Consider the following 19,261-nt stretch of genomic DNA (forward strand, 5'->3'; position numbering starts at 1 on the left):
GCCAGAATGATTACAGATCAGAAAATATTGATTGTGCTGTTCTGCTGTCTACTCCGCCAGATTAAAGCGTACCTGCACCCCACCAGCGGTAGTGGCCCGGCGGAAAGAGTTCGACACCAGCGGATCGTTGAACGTACGGTCGAAATAGACCTGCACGTTTAACCGGCGGCTAACCACGTAATTGACTTGTGGCCGCAGCTGAAAATTGACATTACCCGCCGTAATGATTTGCTCGCCCACGCCGTTCTCGTTGGTCTGTACCGTGTTCGAGTCGTCAAATTTCCGCTGAACGGTGCGGGTATCCCGAAAGGTCAGGTTGCAGCTAAAGGTTAGATCATTTTTCAACCGTTTGTAAGCTCCGTTGATTTTGAACGGAACCCGGAAATTGCTTTTGGTAAAACCAAACCGGAACGTGATGTCTTTGTTGCTCAACTCAGCCACCTGCGCATTGGATAAATTCAGCGCCACACTACGATCCTGGTTATATTCCAGCCCTCCGCTGATTTTGCTCTGGGTCCGGAAAGTAACGCCCAGCAACGGCGCAAACCGTTCTGTCATGGTGATGGTACTCATGACAAAAATTGGCACGAACTGATTATCTGTATTGTAGCGCGGCCCCAGGTTATAGCCCATCACGGCCAGGTTAACATAAGCGGCTTCATAATCCAGCGATGACGTAAAGTTTCCTACGCTGTAGGTTGAGTTGTAACTGTGCGTCAGGGTAAAAGCGCTGAAGAGTTTACGGAACAGTTTGAGCTGCGACAACCCATTGTAATCAACCCGCCAGTTGGGCAACGGAAACCGCAGGAATGGGTTGATCTTAACCGTATTGGGGTCTTTTCCACTATACGCTGCAAAGAAGGCGGGAATCAGTACATCCTGGGAAGTCAGGTTGTATTCTCCTCCAGTACCAACCCCCGAGTTGAGCCTCATCAGCCGGCTTAGAATGATCTTGCGGTATTCCGCAAATTTGTCAAATATGGGCGATGAGTTATTGCGTGTTGTTTTCGAAAAAGCCGTTTTGAACGACAGAAACGACATGCTAAACTGCCCGTTTCGCAACGGACTGAAGCTCTTGAAGAGCCCGGTTGAGTCAGGCCGGTAAAACTCCTGGTAACTATCCTGCCGCGTCAGACGGGCCTCGACCGTAATCCGGAAATCCTTAAACGGTTCCAGGGTGGTACGGGCGTCAAACTTCTTGGCCAGCGTTTGCGTAAACGGCTGGGTTTGAATGATACTTCGCGATAGCCAACCGCGCTCTGCCGCTTTAACGTGAATGCTCCGGTCCTGACTTCCCAGCACAAACGGCAGCCCCGGCGCGTTCTCGCGCGAGATCCCAAAGAAACGCGGAGTTGGCAGAAAACCGGGTAGAAAGGTCGTTTCCTGAACAGTATAGTTAAAGTTGATGCCCCGAACCGTCAACAGAGTGCGGACAAAACTTTTCAAAACCCGGCTCTCTGACCGCTGAATTTCTTCGATATCGCCGGGGTTACGGGTAAAGTTCTTCCGGGGCACAGACGGGGTATTGGCAAACCGTAACGATTTGATTTTATTATACAGCCGAATGAAATCGACCCGGCCCTGAAGCCCCCATTCGCGGTTATTACGGAGGTTGTTTCCGAACGGCGTGCCCAGTGTATCAGTAATACCAAACGAATTGGCCTGGAACTGATAACCGATGTTGTAATTCAGATCGGCGGCAATCCAGTCGAGCAGTGGCAACTTATCGAGCGGCAACCGGTACGTTGTCCGAATGTTCTGATCGTAGTTTTTCGTCCGGCCAAACCGTCGGGCGTTGGCCCAGACCGAGTCAACTTTGGCCTGCGTGTTCAGGTCGCCCGCCGGTTCGTCGATGATGGCATTAGAGCGGGCGCTGTACGTCAGAATCAGGTTCCGTGTCAGGTTCCATTGAATGTCGTAATACCGGTTGAACCAGAAATATTTTTCAAACTGCGGAATCATGCCATCGCTTGTGAATTCCGAATTTCGGAGCTGGGTTTTGATAAAACTCCGGTCAACTTCGCCCCGAACAGCTACCTGCGTGGGCAGAAGCGTCAGGTTAAAATCGCGCAGCCAGCGCAGGTAGGGCCGCTCCAACGACTGGAATTGCTTAAACGGCTCAAACGGTTTGGGTTGTGCGCTATAGACGTACGCAGCGCCCCCCCGGGTTTGCCGCTGCACAAACTGTTCGGTCAGGATGTTGGTGCGGGTTGCTTCGTTGAAAGCGTACGTAAACGAGAAATTCTCAAAATCGTAAAAATGATTTTTAGCGTTCGGATTGGTTTTCACCTTTCGGAAATTCGACAGGTTGAAACCACGCCGGATAGACCGGTCTTCCACCAACCGCCGGTACCGCTCCCGCTCATTTTCACTCAGGGTCGTCAGCGTGGTTTCGAGTGGCGTATCCGGATCGAGCGGATTAAAATGCGGCTGTATCAGGCGCTGATCATAATTGACGTAAAGGGGAATGCGCAAACCCCATTTTTCGGGCAACAGTTTGTCCACGGCAATCTGCGATTGAATACCGTATTCTGTTGACGTTTCGCGGGATCGCTCCGCAATTCGTTGTTGCACCCCCCCAAAACCGAAGGTGGTGATTTTGCCCGACGCCGTCACGGTCGCCACGTCCGCCAGCTTGGCATTGAGCACACCCACAGCCGCGCGCCCGGCGGTTTGGTCGAAACCGTTGGAACGCAGTTCGTTTACCCAAACTGTGAAGCTCTTGGGCTGTTCATCCGGGGATTTGGGATTTCGCATCCCGATCATCAGAACCTGCACCGCGCTTAAATCCGGATTTCCCACCACGGTGAGTTTATACCGTCCGTCACGACTGTCCATCGTAAATGGCTGGGCCGAGAGCCGCGTATACTGACGGTTTTTCTCCGCCTTCAGCCCAATCAGCTCATCCAGTTCTATATCCAGTTCGTTAGCAACCGGCCAAACTTCATCAGCCAACACCGGGCCTTCTTTCGTGGCTACGAGTTTGGGAATCTCGATTTCGTAGTAGTTGTCCGTAAAATCCGTTCCCAAACGCACAAAAGCTGACACCTGCCCACTCTCGTACTGCTCGTTGTGCATGTGGATGAACATTTTCAGCCGCTTCCGGAACAACAGATCGAGGTTCGTATTTTTGAAAGCCGCCCGTGAGTCACCATCACGCAGGTTCGTTACGCTCAAGCTCATCGACTGTTCATTCAATTCAACCGTGTTGATCTGTGTAAAATCGCGGTCGCGCTGAAAGCCCGGCGGAACCCGGTAAACGTATTTGTTCGCACCCGATGCGCTGTTTTCTTCCACGTTCACCGTTGCCACTTTAAACTGGGCATCGTACGGTTCAGGCACTTCCTGCAAGCCCCGTGCCGACAGATCGCCGGTGTATTTACGGTATTGGTTGGAGGTCATCTGCAACTGCGCCATCCGCAACACCACCGGTTCTTCAAACTCGGTCAGGTACATCCGAATGAACCGCATCGACTTGAAGCCGTTGATGCCGCCCACCCGTTTTGCATTTTCCCGCACCGGAATCCGGAACAAATACCAGGTTACGGTCCGGTTCCCTTTCCGGACATCGACTTTATCGACGACATACCCTCGACCCACGGCCAATTGTCCGGGTTTCAAATCGACCTCGTATTCGTAATACGCTTCGTTATCGTTGATCGTGTTGTCAGTATTCAGGTCTTCGATGTCAGGCAGGGTGGTCGACGCGGGTGTTACCAACTGATTGCGGTCCTGCAATTCGGGCGAGTTATTTTCCATCCCCATGTATTGCTTATACCGACTGATAATGTGCTTCACCGAATCAGCACGCTGGCCATAATAGAATAGGAAGTCGTCGTTGGCGGGGTCGCTCAGCAGCCTTTCCCGGGCGGTGGCATTCAGGCGGGGGGACACCTGATCGATGTAGCTTTTGAAATACGTGTTTTCGTCGCGATTGCTCAACCCGTCCAGACCCACATCCTGCTGTGCCCGCGTCACATTGTCGAACGCCTGTGTAACAAACTGCGAACGCGTCACTCGTCCCCAGGCTGTTGAATCAGGTATTGGGCTGTTTGGAATCGCCAGCCCATTTTCAAAACCGTACCGACCATCTTTGATCACATCCTCCGAAACATCGCCCAGATTGAAATACAACTTTCCACCGGTCCGGTTGGCCTTGTTTTCAAAACCGTCGTGGATGACGGCGTTGGTGGTGTCGGTAATCCCCAGAAACGGGTCCATCATCCAGAATTCAATATTCTCGATGTTTGCGTTGTCGAAATCGGCATCCGACGAAATCGCCCGCATGACCGAACCGAAATTCTTTTTTGGATCACCCGCCAGGCGTCCGTCGGCATCCAGGTTGGTGTTGAAATTGTACATGCCGCGTTCTTTCGGAAAATAAGCAATATCCAGAATGTTCTCCGGCAAATTGACCAGTCGTTGCGAGCGCCCCGGAAACAATTCGAATGCTTTGAAAAACTGCGCGTAATGGTTATCCAGATCAGCCGTTGTCAGGTTGCTGGCCGGAATCTGGCTCCCGCCTACCGACGTTGCGGCATCAAAGGTGTTATCGACCGTATACACCGAGATACGGGCGCGGTTGTAGGCATACGCCAACGGTTCGGAAAGTGTGCCTTGCGGAAAAGCCCGTTCTGGCGTAGTTGGCGTTGAACCCAGCCGCCAACGGGTCGGTTGGCGGGTCAAGTCATACAGGGTCCGGGCGGCTTCGAAGTCATCAATGAACGCATTGTCGTTTACACGAGGTGCCACGTCCGGAAACAATTGGGCTACCTCACCCTGAAACGAAATATTCGACAACTCCTTGGTTTGAATCAGCGGCAAACCGTCCAGCAGTCGGGTCAATAAACGTGAATCTTTCCGGATGTTAGCGTCAAAACCGACAATGGTATTGTTGACCGGTTCATTACCGATGGCGACGCGCGTCAGGAAACCGGCAGGCGTTTCCTTCATGTTCATGGCGGTCATCCCGATGTTGATATCCGGGCTCAGTTTGTAATCGAGCCGTGTACCGATCAGCCGCCGGATCTGATTCTGAAACAGGTCAGGACGCTCAAACCGCACCTTTATCTCCTGTCCGGAATTCATCAGGCTTTCGTTCAGGAAGCGTACGCGGCCAATCTGCGATTCAACCACGAAATCAACACCCGGCGTTAGTGGCACGCCCCCCGCCGTCACCTGCACCGATTTTTCGTCGACACCGTACGGCAGGGCCACTTCCCCGGCGGTGGACGACTGATAACTTCCTTTCAGGAAAAACTTATTTTTACCCGCTACCTGCTGCGCATCAACCAGCGTGTTGCGGTACAGTTCATTGTAAACGTATTTGGCCCGCAACGCATCCGCGTCCGGACCGGTTCCCAATTTTTTAGCCAGGTACGACCCAAACGGTTCCAGCACCGGAAATATGACGCGTCCGTACCGGCTGTCGACCGTAATTCCCTCCACAAAGTCGAAGTTACCATCGCGCTGCGGGTCCAGCTGAGCGTTCACCTGGTCCATGTTGAACACCTGGACGAGGGGTACATCCTTGATAGCGCCTTCCTGAAGGTTCGGGTTGTCGATCCCAGTGAGGTCATCTTTGTAGATAACCCGTAGCTGAAAGTTTTGCTTGTTGATCTGGGTGGTATTCAGCGAGTAGATGTTTTTCATCATCAAGTTCCACATCGGCAACTGGGTGTTGTTGCGGATCGTTGATGACTTCAACAGTTTCAGGATGATCACTTCATTATCCTGCCGGTTCTGGTAATTTTCGGTGAGCTCCCCAACCTGGAACTTCCGCCCCTGGTACGTATACTCATAGGAAACCGCCAGGACTTCGTCGTTGCGCAGGGGCGTCACCAGCGAGATGTAACCCAGTTCGGGCTGAAATTTGAACTCTGTTTCTGTCAGGCGCTTGGCCCCCCGCAACAGTTCGTAATCAACTCCTTTCGCGAAATTGAAGGTTCCGTCCAGCACCGAACTCGTCTGATCAACCTGCCGGATGCCCGGCGTGCTCCTTAATTTCTCGTACAAACCGTTACCAGTCGCATTGTCCGCCGGGTTGGCCGGATTCGGATTAATGGGTTGTAAATTCGGATTCGTGCGGTTATACGGTTGCGGTTCAGCCAAATCCGCAAAACCGGCAATGTTCCGAAGAGTGGTCGTGGTGTTGGTGCGGTTGGTTACGTATACCTCTAAACGCGTAATGGTTACCCCCGACATAATCTGGGGCAACCGATTCAAAGAACGTTCGTAGTTATCCCGGAAAAAGCTCGACAAAAAGAAGTGGCGGTTTTCATCGTAGGTATCGACCCGGATTTCGTACGGACGCTGCAACGAGCCACCTTTAATTGTAATTTCATCCTGCTTCGAGCGTTGCTGCGAGGCCACCAGCGTAGCGTATAATTTGCCGAAGCGAAGCTGGGTTTTAACTCCAAATAAATTTTGTACACCCGGAATAAGCTGGCTGCTCAGCGGCCAGCTTATATTTCCAGCTTCCAGTCCCTGAATAATGCTGGGGTCCTGCGCCTGAAACTGCGGAACCGTAGAAGGAACCATCGTTCCCATATTCGGCAAGCCGTTGGGCAAACCGCCGGTGGTGGGCAGGCCAGGTAATCCATTCGTCAGGTTATTGGCATTGGGCAGTGTTGGAATCGGTGGACGGTAGTTCAGTTTCAGGACATTCTCGAAATTGAAACTGGATTTGGTATCGTAGTTGGCCGTTACGCCCAGCCGTTCCCCAATCTTCCCGTTAAAGTTGATATTAATCTGCTCATTAAAAATAAAATTGCCGTTTTTACGCTGCAAAACCGGAATGACAGGATTGTCGATGAACTGGTACAAGTACCCAAAATCCAGCATCACAAAACCGTTCGGCTTGAAATCCACCAGATTACCGCCGAACAATCGATCGAATACCGGAGGAAGTTCGAGCTTTGGCAACAGTCCCCGTCCACTCATGGCACTTTTTCCATCGCTTTGAGCGCTGTATTCTCGCCATAACCCCCGTTGAACTCGTTGGTTCTGAACCCGATTAAAGTCCTGAAATGACATGGTTTCGGCGGGCCGATACGGCAAACCGGTGGTCGGCCGGGCTGGCGATGGCGTACTAACCGGGGGGGCAACCGGACTGGTTGTTGCCGCAGGTACGTTGCTTGTGCCGGCGGCTGGGCGGGGAGCTTCCCGCTGGGCACCAATGCGCTCCTGAATGGAAATCTGTCCTACACTATCGAGTTGCACGTCCGTTGAAACGGCCCGTGGATCACGCAACAAAAAGGGAGATTTGGGAAGCGTACCCGAAAACGGGCTCACATACCGATCCCGCCAGCGGATGATGGGCCGACGTTCGGCTGCGCGAGTAGCCCGAATGCTATCCTGCCGTGCACGCGCGATGGAATCCGCCTGTGACACAACCCTCCGACGCGCGGGTGTTTGAGCCACCGCCGAAGTCGGCCAGACCGATCCTACAAGCAACGCACACAACACAATCCACCAGGGCTCAAGTCGGCCATTTCCCAACCCCATCCGGGCCGGGCGGTGGTACTCAACACATTCCAAGAGAGGCACGTATATTTGATTCGGTGGAATAGGTAGTTTTCGTAAAAAAGAGTTATCTCTAGCAAGCAAACGGCGAAAACCTTGCCAATATTTTAGTTGTGAATTAAGAGTTGTGGGTTATGAGTTAAAAATAATAGATTGAGTGGCTTCTCAACTCTTAGCCATCAAACCACAACTACTTCAGAGCCAGACGAATAAGCTGCTCAACACTGAGATCTTCGCCTTCTCGTTTCAGAATAGTATCGAGGCTTTTTTCGGCAACCGGTTTGGGAATTCCCAGCGTAACCAGAGCCGCCAGGGCTTCATCGCGGATGGGATTAGCAGACATCCGGTAATTGGGGGTATCTGCCTGAGCCAGAATCCCAGCTTTTTTCATTTTATCACGCAACTCCAGAATAACGCGTTGAGCGGTTTTACTGCCAATGCCTTTGATCCCCTGAATAGCCCGAATGTTTTCCATCAAAATAGCCTGACGGAGTTCCACGGGCGTCAAGGTTGACAGCATGGTTAATGCCGTGTTGGGGCCGATACCCGAAACACCGATCAGATCCAGAAAAAGGTTTTTTTCGTCCAGATCCGCAAAACCGTAAAGCGTCTGGGCATCTTCCCGGATGTGTTGATAAGTAAATAGTTTGAACGGTTCACCAAGCTTCGGCAAACCAGTTGACGTGTATAGGGAGATATGAATTTCGTAGCCTACCCCGTTGGCTTCCAGAATAACGAGCGTCGGGTCTTTATGCGTAACCTTTCCGGTAATATAAGCAATCATATAGCGCTTTGCAGCCCGTGATAAGCCGGTCTTAAACAGACAAATATACGAATTTAGGTTAATTTATCCCGCTGTAGCAGCGGCCAATTTCCCCCAAAAAACAACCTATTTTTTATAAATAATCCAGGAAACAAACAATCGACCCGCATTCCGTAGTCAGAATGCGGGTCGATTTTGAACAGGAGTCAGGCTAGCCCACAATCAGACGTTGGCCGAGCTTGAGTGAGTTCCCCTTGATGTTGTTCATTTTCTTCAACTGCTCGACGGTTATATCGCCGTAGCGTTGCGAAATATTCCAGAGCGTATCACCAGCCTGCACCCGATGGTATTTGGGTTTATAGGTCTTGATGGGTTGATGCTTCTCCGATTTAGTGGGTTGTGTCTTACCGGTATGGGCCAGGCGAGCCGAGGTGGTTGGCAAAGCGGGTTCCCGCAGAATAATTAGTTTCTGCCCTTTCTGAATCCGGGTCGAACGCAGGTGGTTCCATTTTTTCAGGTCGTAAACATCGACTTTGTGTTTGTCGGCGATGCTCGACAGTGCCTCCCCGCGCTTGACAACGTATACAATTTTCTTGGGCTTTCGGCGAACCACTTCTTCGGCATCTTCGTCGCCCGAATCCAAGGAAGCAGCGGCCACCACAGGCCGCGATTCGGCTTGCTCTTCGTTGGCGTTGGAGATCGGAAAATGATCGCGTTTCTTGCCGGTATCAGCCAAATAATCGACGCTTTCCGTGGATGCCAAAAGCATATTGGTCGACAGTGAGGGTGTCCGACCGGCAGAATCCAGGATGGAACGACGATTGGCAGCAAAATAATCGATATGGGCTTTCGGAACCCGCAGCACAAAACCGCGCGTCTGGTCGGATAAAGCACCGGTCATGATCGACGGATTCATTTTCTGAAGGTCAGCCAGCGGGACCCCACTGTATTGACAAAACCGTTCAATCGACAGATAGCCGTTCACGTGGATCGTATCGCAGGGAATCGGATATTCGGGGCTTTCGGCATAAATACCGTGGTCATTGGCGTAATTCATCATGTAAGTCAGCGCGATGAACTGCGGCACGTACGCCCGGGTTTCTTTCGGCAGGTAATTATAAATTGTCCAGAACGAATCTCCTCCAGACCGGCGCATAGCGCGTTTCACGGTTCCTGGGCCACTGTTGTATGCGGCAAGCGCCAGGTGCCAATCACCAAAAACGTTGTACAGCCGTTTCAGATAGCGGCAGGCTGCTTCCGTTGATTTGACCGGATCCATCCGTTCGTCAATATATTCATCCTGATACAGTTTGTATTCTTCACCCGTATAGGGCATGAATTGCCACAACCCCCCCGCTCCAACGCGCGATACGGCTTTCGGATCCAGTGACGACTCAACAATCGACAGGTATTTTAGCTCATCTGGAATTTCATGCTGGGCCAGCAATCGTTCATACAGCGGAAAAAACATCGGGACCCGCTCCAGCACCTTTTTGGTATAGCTCGGCTTGCGAAAGGTGAAGTAATCGATAAAACCGTGAACGGTTTTGTTGTAATTCAGCGGAATGGTTTGTTCCAGTTTCGCCAGCCGGTCGCGCAAAACGACTTCGGGAAGTGATGAAATTTCCGGTACATCAAGCACCTCAACGGCCACTTCCTGAACAGCCTCCGTCCCGACGCCAATGGTATCAGTCTGAAAATAGGCGGCCCAGCTGCGGGAACCAATGTTTACAAAAAAGAGGATTGTACAAGCCAATCGGAGGCCGTGAAGGGACTTCTTCAGGTTCGACATGAGCAGGTTTTTGGTTACATTTTAGTCAAAAAAATTCAGAGGAAACGAGCGGTGTGGTGGCTAAAGTAGGACGAAAATAAGTTGACGTCAAACTTTTACGTAAAATAAGCCGACAAATCTATTCAATAGCCCAGTTACTCCGGGCTCTCAATAAAAGTAATTCACTGGACGACTTTCAATTATCGTGCCTTCTTTTCGGGAAGGGTTGGATAAAACCGAAGTCTGACCCCCTCAGCCGATTTCTACGTCTTGTCGCTGCATCAGTGATTGAGCCGCAGCCAACAAATCTACTTCCCGGAACGGAGCTGCCATCAACTGAAATCCGATGGGCAACCCATTTTCGTCCGTTCCATTCGGAATTGAAATTGCCGGACAACCCACCACATTGGCCTGAACCGTAAAAATATCGGCTAGGTACATTTGCAGCGGATCGCTGGTCTTTTCACCGATTCGGAAAGCCGTTGTTGGAGTCACGGGCGAAACCACCAGATCATACCGGGCAAAAAGCGCATCGGTTTCGTCTTTTATTAAACGACGAACCTGCTGTGCTTTGGTATAATAGGCATCGTAATAACTGGAGCTGAGCGCAAACGTACCCAGGATGATCCGGCGACGAACCTCGTTGCCAAAACCGTTCGTCCGGGATTTTTTGTAGAGTGACTCCAAGTCCTTTGATTCAGGACTGCGAAAACCGTACCGAACGCCATCAAACCGCGAAAGGTTGGAACTGGCTTCGGCCGTGGTGAGAATGTAATAGGTTGGCAGGATGTGTTTTAGCAGGGGAAAATCCACCGGTTCGACCGTATGTCCCTGCTCGCGTAAACGCTCCAGCGCTTCCCGGGTTTTCTGCCGGATCACCGGATCAACGCCTTCGCTTTCCACGCCTTCGCGCAGATAGCCAATGCGGAGCGAACGATTTAAGGTCAGTTCCCGGCTGTATGATGGAATTGGTTGCTGACTGACGGTACTATCAAAGTCGTCGGGACCGGCCATAATTTCCAGCAACAAAGCCGCATCGTCAACGGTATGGGTAATGGGGCCAATGCAGTCAAACGAGGAAGCATACGCGATCAATCCCCAACGCGACACCCGCGCATAGGTGGGCTTCAGCCCGACGGTGCCGCAAAAGGCCGAGGGTTGCCGAACCGAACCGCCCGTATCGGACCCGAGCGAAGCCAGGCATAAACCCGCCTGAACTGCCACGGCTGAGCCACCCGACGAACCACCCGGCACCCGGCTGGTGTCCGTCGCGTTCCGGACCGGACCAAATGCCGAGTTTTCGTTGGACGAACCCATCGCAAATTCGTCGCAGTTTTGCCGACCGATGATGATGACATCCTCGTCGATCACCCGTTGTACGGCCGTTGCCGTGAACTGGGCCACAAAACCGTCCAGAATCTGGCTGCCAGCCTGAACACCATGCCCGTTGTAACAAAGTACGTCTTTAATTCCGATCACCATTCCGGCCAGCCGGCCAGCAGTTCCGGCTTTCAGTTTGGCATCTACCTCGTCGGCTCGCTGGCGAGCTTCGTCCGCATAGACCGCTACAAAGGCATTGAGATGCTGTTGTTCGTCAATTCGTTGCAGATAGTGTTCGACCAGTTGGCGGCAAGTGACTGATCCATTGGCTAGATCATGCTGAATTTCGGAAAGGGAATCGTACGATTTTAGGGGCATATCAGGTACGGCTGGTAGAAAAAAAGAGACAACAGAACGACCGTGCAGGCCGAGCTGTTGTCCATCAATGTCGAATGAGCCAATGAGCGAATAATAGATGAGAAGGTTGTGACAACGATCTATTGTTCACCCCTTTGAAACTCTATTATTACTTATTTGACGTTCGTATCGCGAAGTCCTTCTTCGATGTTTTCGCGCACGTCTTTGGTTGCGTCTTTGAATTCTTTAATGCCTTTACCAAGTCCTTTCATCAAGTCAGGAATCCGTTTTGCACCGAAGAACAACAGGATAACCAGACCAATCAGAAGAAGTTCGGTTCCACCAAGTGAGCCCAGGAATGCATAAATTGTGAGTAATGCCATGATAGTATAAATTATGAGTGTATGCAGAAACTCTATACAAATGTAACGAATATTACGAATTTATTGCGCACTGCAAAAACGATTTTACCCAATTTTAATCGCCGACGAGTGCGTACGCTCCCACTCTTTAAACCGGTCAATGTCGTCCGAAATCGAGCTGATCAGCCACAGGAGTAACGCAATATCATCCGTCAACCCCAGGATAGGCAACACATCCGGAATAAAGTCGAGCGGTGAAACAAAGTAAACCAGTACGGCCACCGTCCGCAGTAAGGTTTTACCGGAAATCGAACGGTACTCGCCCTTGGCATACGCCCGAATCATTCGTACCAGCACATTGATATGGTCTTTGGCGACCGCATAACTGGCCCCAATGCCCAGCGCACTGCTTTTATTGGCCACCCGATGCAGCAACTCCAGCAGGCTTTTACCACTCCGGGCGTAACGCGATGCTTTCTGAGTCGAGCGACGAAAAAAAATTGAACTTAAAACTGCCGTTACTAATCGACGGTTTGCCATAGTTGAATAGTTATAACATCCCTGGATACGGAGACACACCTATAACACTTTTTTTCGCCGAAAAGTCTGCACTCTTAAAAAAAAGCCTATTTTAAGTATGAGTCTTCATTGCCTCTTCTATTTTTGTACCCGTCAAAACCGCTGCAACGATTTTAGTGACAGCGTTCTGATTGTGTTCGATTGAACCACCGGTAATCCCATCAGGGAGTCCCTGGAAAACGAAAACTTAAAACCATTAACTCTATGAAAATTACCGTAGTAGGTGCTGGAGCCGTTGGCGCGACCTGTGCCGATAACATCGCCCGACGTGAGCTAGCCGAGGAGGTTGTTCTCCTGGATATCAAAGAGGGACTGAGTGAAGGCAAAGGTCTGGACATGCTTCAGGCGTCTACTTTATTGGACTGCGACGTAAAAATTACCGGTTCTTCCAATAACTACGAATTAACGGCTCATTCGGATGTTGTCGTGATCACATCGGGTCTGCCCCGTAAGCCTGGCATGACCCGCGAGGAACTGATCGGAACCAACGCCAACATTGTAAAAGGCGTGACCCAAAACATCCTCAAGTATTCACCAAACGCCATTTTCGTTATCATTTCCAATCCGATGGATACGATGACTTACCTGGCCCTGAAATCATCGGGACTGCCTAAAAACCGCATTATCGGTATGGGCGGCATTCTGGACTCGGCCCGTTTCAAAACCTACCTGTCGCTGGCGCTCAATTGCTCCCCCAACGACTTGCAGGGAACCGTTATCGGCGGCCACGGCGATACAACCATGATTCCGTTGACACGTCTGGCCACGTATTCGGGCGTGCCGGTCAGTCAGTTTCTGGATGCCGAAACCCTGCAAAAAGTTGCCGCCGACACGATGGTGGGTGGTGCCACGCTGACCAAACTGATTGGCACTTCGGCCTGGTACGCACCGGGAGCCGCTGGAGCCATTCTGGTGGAAAGCATTGTACGCGATCAGAAACGCGTATTTCCCTGTTGCGTTTACCTGGAAGGCGAGTACGGTCAGTCGGATATTTGTCTCGGCGTACCGGTCGTCATCGGTCGGAATGGCTGGGAAGGCATCGTTGATTTTGAACTGAACGACGACGAAAAAGCCGCTTTCAACAAATCAGCCGATGCCGTTCGGAACATGAACGACGTTCTGAAAACGCTGGAATTGTAAGAATGAGCCGAAAGAGGAGAGACAAGAGAAGCAGACGCGCCATTGCCCATCTTCTTTCTCTTGTCTCTCCTCTTTCGGCTTAAATAAACACCTGATATTGCAAAACCAGTTGTCCCCGACGGCCTTGCGCATCCAGCTGACCGGACGGGGCGGCCTGGAAATAGGGGCGGTTTTGGTAATCAAGCGTCAGTTTGGACATGTGGCCTTTGATTAACCAGTTCAGGCCCACATTGTAAATGCCCATACTGCCGTTTACCCGGTCAAAGTTGTTAATCTGTGCCTGTGCATAGGGCATCAGCGTGCCCTGGCTACCCAGCAAATCCTGTCGAAACAAGTACCCCACCTGCGAATAAATTACGCTGCCGGTTCCGAACATCGGAAAGGCGTTCCCCTGCGTGCCGCCCAAGCCCCCAACTGGCCGCGTCGTTCCGGTGGCCGGATTCATGATCCCGTTGTAGCGCAGGTAATTTTTGCCGTAATCGAGGTTAAAATAGCCCAGGTAGGCATTGATTGCCGAGCCGCTGGTTTGATTTATCGGCATATCCAGGAAGGCCGCAACGGACCACAAATTCAGGTTTTGATACACCGTATCGACCGCCGTGTCGCCCGTATGCCAAACGGCATTTTTCTGCGAAATAAACCCGGCTTCGAGATTAACGATTTTCTTTTTCCCCAGGTAGGTGCCGGTCATGTAACCGGGTGTCTGGTGCGACTCCTTATCGAAAAACTGGTACAACAGCATCCCCTGAAACTGCTTGTGGTGACCTTTCAGCGCAAAGTTAGCGTTTGGTCCCAACGCCGGAGGAACCGCTCCGCTCGTCTGAACCGGAAATGGGTCGCTGATGGCAAACCGGTAGTCGACTGGCCCAATCTGACCGCGGGCGTACAGACTCAGTTTGCGCGAAAATTCATCCGTCTGATCGACTGTGGCCTGGGCAAAAACCGGTACATCCATCGACACAATCGAACTAATCCCAGGCTGACTAAACCGCGACAAACCGTTCACGATGGTCAGGCCACCACCGATTTTCAGGTAATCATTCTTCTTCCATACCCGGTATTCGGCCACGGCATCGTGAAAAAACGCCTGTATTTTACGATTTGAGGGCGTTCCGGTGGTATTAAAAGCGGGGAAACCGTTTTGGAAGTTAAAGTTGTTCATTCCAAACTGGAAATACACCAGTACATGATCCGTAATCTGTCCAAATAGCTGTATCCGGGTTCGGCGTAAACCGATGTCAAAAGTCTGATCTTTCGGATTACCCACCACGGTGGTTCCGGGATTGCTCTGATTCAACCGTAACCACGTTTGATTCAGGAAAGTCACCTTGAAAAAATGGGACCCCGATGCATTGAGGTTGTATTTCAACTCATTTTTTTCCGGAGCGGGTTGGGGCGAAGGTGGAATAAACGCCAGCGAGTCAGCCGATTGCTGAGCAAAAACGATATGACTGCTTATTAAACAAACAATAGCTAGTATTTTTCTCATGGTGGATCATTAAACTGGCAAGATAGCTTATCATTAAGAGGAAAAAAGGTCAACTATTTACCCAGTTCTTTGGGCACTTCGTGTCTCTTTCCCCGAAATAGTAAAAACCGATCGATCTACGAATAGACTGATCGGTTTTATCAGCGTCAGCCAGATGGGCTCAACCTCTACTGCTGACCATAAAAACGTTTTGCGTTTAGCGGCTTTTTACGTGCCGGTTAACGTGCATCAGTAAAAAAGGCCCTACTAGCCCCAAAACCGACCCTAAGCTTCCCCAGCCTATATCTTCCCATTTAAAATACCGATGCGGCATCGTCAATTGGCCCACTTCCGCCGTAATTACCACAAGTGTCAGCCCCAGCAGAGCCAGCAGCCACCAGACCCACGAATGCTGCGACCGATATAGCCAGATACCGATCAAAAATCCCAAAAAAACGAAAGGAACCGCTGTTCTTAAATCACTATTTTGTCCATCATCGGCCCATCGCGCTAGCCAATCAGGCAGGAACCACACAAACCGCATGAAGGGGCTTGGTATCCAGCTCAAATAAAAAACCAAAAAAACGCCCAGTGCAACCAAGAAAAAGATAATTCGCATAAAGTCAGAACTCATAGATCGTCAACAACTACCCAAACTCGCATTCTCTTTCCTAAACCAAGTTAATTAACCCATTCACAAGCGGGTTCGCCCAACAAGCCTTCCAGCCATTCCTGTCCGGGATCGATGGGCATTCCATCGGGGGGCGTTAACGCGGGAACCGTCGTCACCTGCCCCGGATTTTGTTCGTACTGCCGAATCAAATGATTGACCAAGCCGTAAGTTGTCTCAAGGGCTGAAGGATTGGTCATCTGCTTGATACGTTGTAAGGTACGGTGAGCCAGGTCCCGGGTTGTGCCGTCGGCGTCTTTATTTTGTGCCAGGCTAATTAGTTGTTCGGTCAGTTTCAGGCCCGTCATCCGACTAATTTCGCCCGCATACGTTTTTTTAGCGGTCTGACTATAAGCCGTTTGAACGAGTCGATTCAGTACCTCCTCCAAGCCCAGTTGTTTGGAATCAAATAATTTCTGATGGACCAGCCGCGCGCAACGTTCCGGATTTAGCAGCAACCGCAGCGTCATTCCCACGGCGGCTTCCGGCGGCCCCAGCGGATCAAAGGTAAGACCCGTTCGGCGTTTGAACACCTCACGCGGGTTAGGCCGGTAACGAAAAGGACGCGGAGGAATGGATTTCAGCACAAACGCCGGTACGTCCAGCGTCGCAGGTTGAATTGTGACCAAAAGGGCATCCAACGCCCGGCGTTGTTCGTCGGCGGGCACAACTGATAAAATAGGCTGGCCGTCCCCGCGCAGGGCATACGTGTAAGTTTGCCCCCCCAGCACTTTGGCAGCCGCTTCTACCTGATACCGGTGAAAGAGATACATCGGCACAAATACTTCTTCCAGCGTTGCCAAGGGTGTTCCGGCCGGAATCTTTTTCTCGGAGAAATTAGCCAACGCCCTTTTTCGAACATCCAGCGTCCGTTTCAGCTCATCCACGGCATTCGAACCGTTGTCCCACAAATGCGTACCGGGGTGCGCACTCCCTTCGGGCCGGGCATCCTGGTCGGTAAGAAACGTCAACCCTTTCGCGTGCATTTGCTGAACGATTTTATTCAACTCCTGTTTTTCGTTGGTTCCCGCCGGAAAATCCTGGTATCCCCAGATAATACTCCATTTGTCATACGCTCCGATACCGAGTGCGTACGCATCCGACAGATCGATAGCAGCGCCCTTTAGTTTGGCCACCATGGTCGGATAATCCATCACCGAAGCCCGGTTCTGAATACTGGAAATGTAGTTATGGGGCAAACCGAGCGTATGGCCTACTTCGTGCGCGGCCAATTGCCGTAACCGGTCGAGCGACATATGCATCATTTCGGACACGTGCGAGGTATCCGTGTCAAAATGACCGACCAGCCCCTGCGCAATCAGATAATCCTGCCGAACCCGCAGCGAACCCAGCGTGACTTTCCCCTTGATGATTTCGCCCGTTCGTGGATCGACAACACTGGCGCCGTACGACCAGCCGCGCGTGGAGCGGTGTACCCACTGGATCAGGTTGTAACGAATATCCATCGGGTCAGCATCGGCGGGCAGCAGTTTAACCTGAAAAGCGTCTTTGTAGCCAGCGGCTTCAAATGCCTGATTCCACCAGGCGGTCCCCTCCATCAGCGCGGTCCGAATGGGTTCGGGCGTACCAGGATCCAGGTAATACACAATCGGCTTGACGGCTTCGCTGACAGCGGCTTTGGGGTCTTTCTTTTCCAAGCGGTGTCTCGAAATGTATTTTTTCACGATCGGCTGACTAACCGGAGTGGAATAATCAAAAAACTCAATGCCACCGTAGCCAATCCTCGGATCAAATTCCCGGGCTTTATACCCCGGCTCTGGCAATTGAACAAACGAATGATGTTGCCGCATCGAAACCGCCGTTGGCGTTGGCACAACTGATTGCAAAAAACCGCCGGGCGAATCACCCGTCAGCGTAATGGTTACTTCAAATTCGGTATTCTGCGGAAACGATTTGCAATGCGGTAAATAGGGAGCGCAGCGGCTCGCATCCAACCGAAAAACTCCTTGCCGGGTCCGGCTGATATCCTGAATAGCGCCGACCGCATCCTGCCCCAAAAAAGGCGTCAGATCAACCAAGACCCGGTTTCCTTCTTCCGCCACAACTTCAAATCCCCAATGAACCGACTGCGCAAATGATTCTTCAACCGCCCGACGCTCAAGCGGATCGTTGCTGATAGCCCGGTACTGGTAGTTGGGTTCAACCATCAATACCTTCGGGCCAGTGCGCTGAAATTTGATGATATGCTCCTGACCAAGCCGCCCCCGGTCCAGGCCGATGTCGTTTGATCCAATACCCGATGCCAAGGATGGATAATACAATAGTTCTTTATCGAACTTATCGATCTCGAGCCAGATCTTCCCTTTTTTGGCATCCCAATAAAAGGGCAAAAAACCAGGCTGCTTTTCCATCCCGTTGGTAAAAGCTACGATGGTTGGCACAGGAGATCCCGGCGTCTGGGCTGGTACGAATCGAATAAAAAACAGAAAGTAAAAAAGGAGCAGGCGGAATTTCATTCCTTTTGTGGTTTGTTCCTTAAACATACTAAAAAGTTACGATACCGTTTGGAGACGGTTTAACGAACCTTTAATATGATTTTCAAGCCTTCTTAATATTGACGCCCCACCTTTCGGTCATAGAACATTAATGTTCCCGCTAAAACGATAAGACCATGAAACGCATCCTTGCTTTTGCCGTTTTTGTGCTCCTCCTGGGAGCAGCCAACAGCACTTCACATGCTCAGGGAGTGACTACCGATTCTGACCATTCCGTCGACTTCAGTAAATACAAAACGTTTGCCTGGTGTACGCCGGACATTCAGGTCGGCAGAAACCCGATTTACAACAGCCCGCTGATTACCCAGAACATTGAGCATACGGTAACCGATGAACTTGCCAAACGAAACATCACCATGCTGCCCGAAAACCCGGATTTGCTGGTCGGATTTCATACCTACACGGAGAAAAAAACGCAGTCGGTGCCCAACAGCCCCACGCTGACGCCCATGTATTATCCGTTCGGTTTCCGGGGTGGCTGGCGGTATTTCCCGTACGGTTTTGGCAACTGGCCCTACCAGTGGAATACGGGCTTCCACAACACGCAATACACCGAAGGAACGCTGATCCTGGATATTGTTGATGCGCATACCAAACAACTTATCTGGCGCGGAGTCATTGCCGGAGCGGTTGATAGCCCTTCTCGTATTGAAAAAGAAGTAGCCAAAGGAATTCACAAAATCATGCGGGAATACCCCGTCAAAATTGCGTAGTACGCCCTCTTCGTTAACCAATAAAAACCGTACCAGTACCTGGTACGGTTTTTTAACGGCTCTAAACATCATCTGATT

The 19,261-nt window shown here is 51.2% G+C and carries 11 protein-coding genes; 2 read left to right on the top strand and 9 right to left on the bottom strand.

What is annotated here, in order from left to right:
* Nucleotides 1–48 precede the first annotated feature (48 nt).
* The 6 genes from sov to ACYVH9_RS12575 form a co-directional block, all read right to left on the bottom strand.
* Nucleotides 49–7,506: a T9SS outer membrane translocon Sov/SprA gene (gene sov / locus ACYVH9_RS12550; RefSeq protein ID WP_460637586.1), complete on the bottom strand. Its 7,458-nt coding sequence runs from the start codon at nucleotides 7,504–7,506 to the stop codon at nucleotides 49–51.
* A 208-nt stretch (nucleotides 7,507–7,714) separates the two neighbouring features.
* Nucleotides 7,715–8,308: a Holliday junction branch migration protein RuvA gene (gene ruvA / locus ACYVH9_RS12555; RefSeq protein WP_460636700.1), complete on the bottom strand. Its 594-nt coding sequence runs from the start codon at nucleotides 8,306–8,308 to the stop codon at nucleotides 7,715–7,717.
* Between the two features lie 190 nt (nucleotides 8,309–8,498).
* On the bottom strand, nucleotides 8,499–10,079 hold the full coding sequence (locus ACYVH9_RS12560) for a lytic transglycosylase domain-containing protein (RefSeq protein ID WP_460636701.1): 1,581 nt from the start codon (nucleotides 10,077–10,079) through the stop codon (nucleotides 8,499–8,501).
* Nucleotides 10,080–10,310: 231 nt separating this feature from the next.
* Nucleotides 10,311–11,756 (bottom strand): Asp-tRNA(Asn)/Glu-tRNA(Gln) amidotransferase subunit GatA, encoded by a 1,446-nt coding sequence (gene gatA, locus ACYVH9_RS12565; RefSeq protein WP_460636702.1) that lies wholly within the window; start codon nucleotides 11,754–11,756, stop codon nucleotides 10,311–10,313.
* A 152-nt stretch (nucleotides 11,757–11,908) separates the two neighbouring features.
* The gene (locus ACYVH9_RS12570) at nucleotides 11,909–12,118 is read right to left on the bottom strand and encodes a Sec-independent protein translocase subunit TatA/TatB (protein ID WP_114408458.1); all 210 of its coding nucleotides are present in this window, start codon (nucleotides 12,116–12,118) and stop codon (nucleotides 11,909–11,911) included.
* 84 nt (nucleotides 12,119–12,202) lie between these two features.
* A complete protein-coding gene (locus ACYVH9_RS12575; protein ID WP_460636703.1) occupies nucleotides 12,203–12,637 on the bottom strand; it encodes a YkvA family protein in 435 nt (144 codons plus the stop codon).
* Between the two features lie 243 nt (nucleotides 12,638–12,880).
* Here ACYVH9_RS12575 and mdh point away from each other — a divergent pair, with 243 nt between their 5' ends.
* On the top strand, nucleotides 12,881–13,816 hold the full coding sequence (gene mdh / locus ACYVH9_RS12580; RefSeq protein WP_460636704.1) for a malate dehydrogenase: 936 nt from the start codon (nucleotides 12,881–12,883) through the stop codon (nucleotides 13,814–13,816).
* A 79-nt stretch (nucleotides 13,817–13,895) separates the two neighbouring features.
* Here mdh and ACYVH9_RS12585 read toward each other — a convergent pair whose 3' ends face one another.
* From ACYVH9_RS12585 to ACYVH9_RS12595, 3 genes are all read right to left on the bottom strand, one after another.
* Nucleotides 13,896–15,305 carry a hypothetical protein gene (locus ACYVH9_RS12585; protein ID WP_460636705.1) on the bottom strand — a complete coding sequence of 470 codons (1,410 nt, stop codon included), beginning with the start codon at nucleotides 15,303–15,305 and terminating at the stop codon, nucleotides 13,896–13,898.
* Between the two features lie 196 nt (nucleotides 15,306–15,501).
* Nucleotides 15,502–15,918 (bottom strand): hypothetical protein, encoded by a 417-nt coding sequence (locus tag ACYVH9_RS12590; protein WP_460636706.1) that lies wholly within the window; start codon nucleotides 15,916–15,918, stop codon nucleotides 15,502–15,504.
* A 47-nt stretch (nucleotides 15,919–15,965) separates the two neighbouring features.
* Nucleotides 15,966–18,431 carry a zinc-dependent metalloprotease gene (locus ACYVH9_RS12595; RefSeq protein WP_460636707.1) on the bottom strand — a complete coding sequence of 822 codons (2,466 nt, stop codon included), beginning with the start codon at nucleotides 18,429–18,431 and terminating at the stop codon, nucleotides 15,966–15,968.
* A gap of 155 nt (nucleotides 18,432–18,586) precedes the next feature.
* On the opposite strand from ACYVH9_RS12595, the gene ACYVH9_RS12600 reads away from it, so the two are divergent.
* Nucleotides 18,587–19,183, top strand: a complete 597-nt coding sequence (locus ACYVH9_RS12600; RefSeq protein ID WP_460636708.1) for a DUF4136 domain-containing protein — start codon at nucleotides 18,587–18,589, stop codon at nucleotides 19,181–19,183.
* Nucleotides 19,184–19,261 lie beyond the last annotated feature (78 nt).

This window comes from Larkinella harenae, from assembly GCF_054780515.1.

Bases quoted from the DNA above. Each gene is read 5' to 3' on its own strand.
- ACYVH9_RS12585 (WP_460636705.1), bottom strand. From the start codon at position 15,305: ATGAGAAAAATACTAGCTATTGTTTGTTTAATAAGCAGTCATATCGTT.
- ACYVH9_RS12600 (WP_460636708.1), top strand. From the start codon at position 18,587: ATGAAACGCATCCTTGCTTTTGCCGTTTTTGTGCTCCTCCTGGGAGCA.
- ACYVH9_RS12590 (WP_460636706.1), bottom strand. From the start codon at position 15,918: ATGAGTTCTGACTTTATGCGAATTATCTTTTTCTTGGTTGCACTGGGC.
- gatA (WP_460636702.1), bottom strand. From the start codon at position 11,756: ATGCCCCTAAAATCGTACGATTCCCTTTCCGAAATTCAGCATGATCTA.
- mdh (WP_460636704.1), top strand. From the start codon at position 12,881: ATGAAAATTACCGTAGTAGGTGCTGGAGCCGTTGGCGCGACCTGTGCC.
- ACYVH9_RS12560 (WP_460636701.1), bottom strand. From the start codon at position 10,079: ATGTCGAACCTGAAGAAGTCCCTTCACGGCCTCCGATTGGCTTGTACA.
- ACYVH9_RS12575 (WP_460636703.1), bottom strand. From the start codon at position 12,637: ATGGCAAACCGTCGATTAGTAACGGCAGTTTTAAGTTCAATTTTTTTT.
- ruvA (WP_460636700.1), bottom strand. From the start codon at position 8,308: ATGATTGCTTATATTACCGGAAAGGTTACGCATAAAGACCCGACGCTC.
- ACYVH9_RS12570 (WP_114408458.1), bottom strand. From the start codon at position 12,118: ATGGCATTACTCACAATTTATGCATTCCTGGGCTCACTTGGTGGAACC.
- sov (WP_460637586.1), bottom strand. From the start codon at position 7,506: ATGGGGTTGGGAAATGGCCGACTTGAGCCCTGGTGGATTGTGTTGTGT.
- ACYVH9_RS12595 (WP_460636707.1), bottom strand. From the start codon at position 18,431: ATGAAATTCCGCCTGCTCCTTTTTTACTTTCTGTTTTTTATTCGATTC.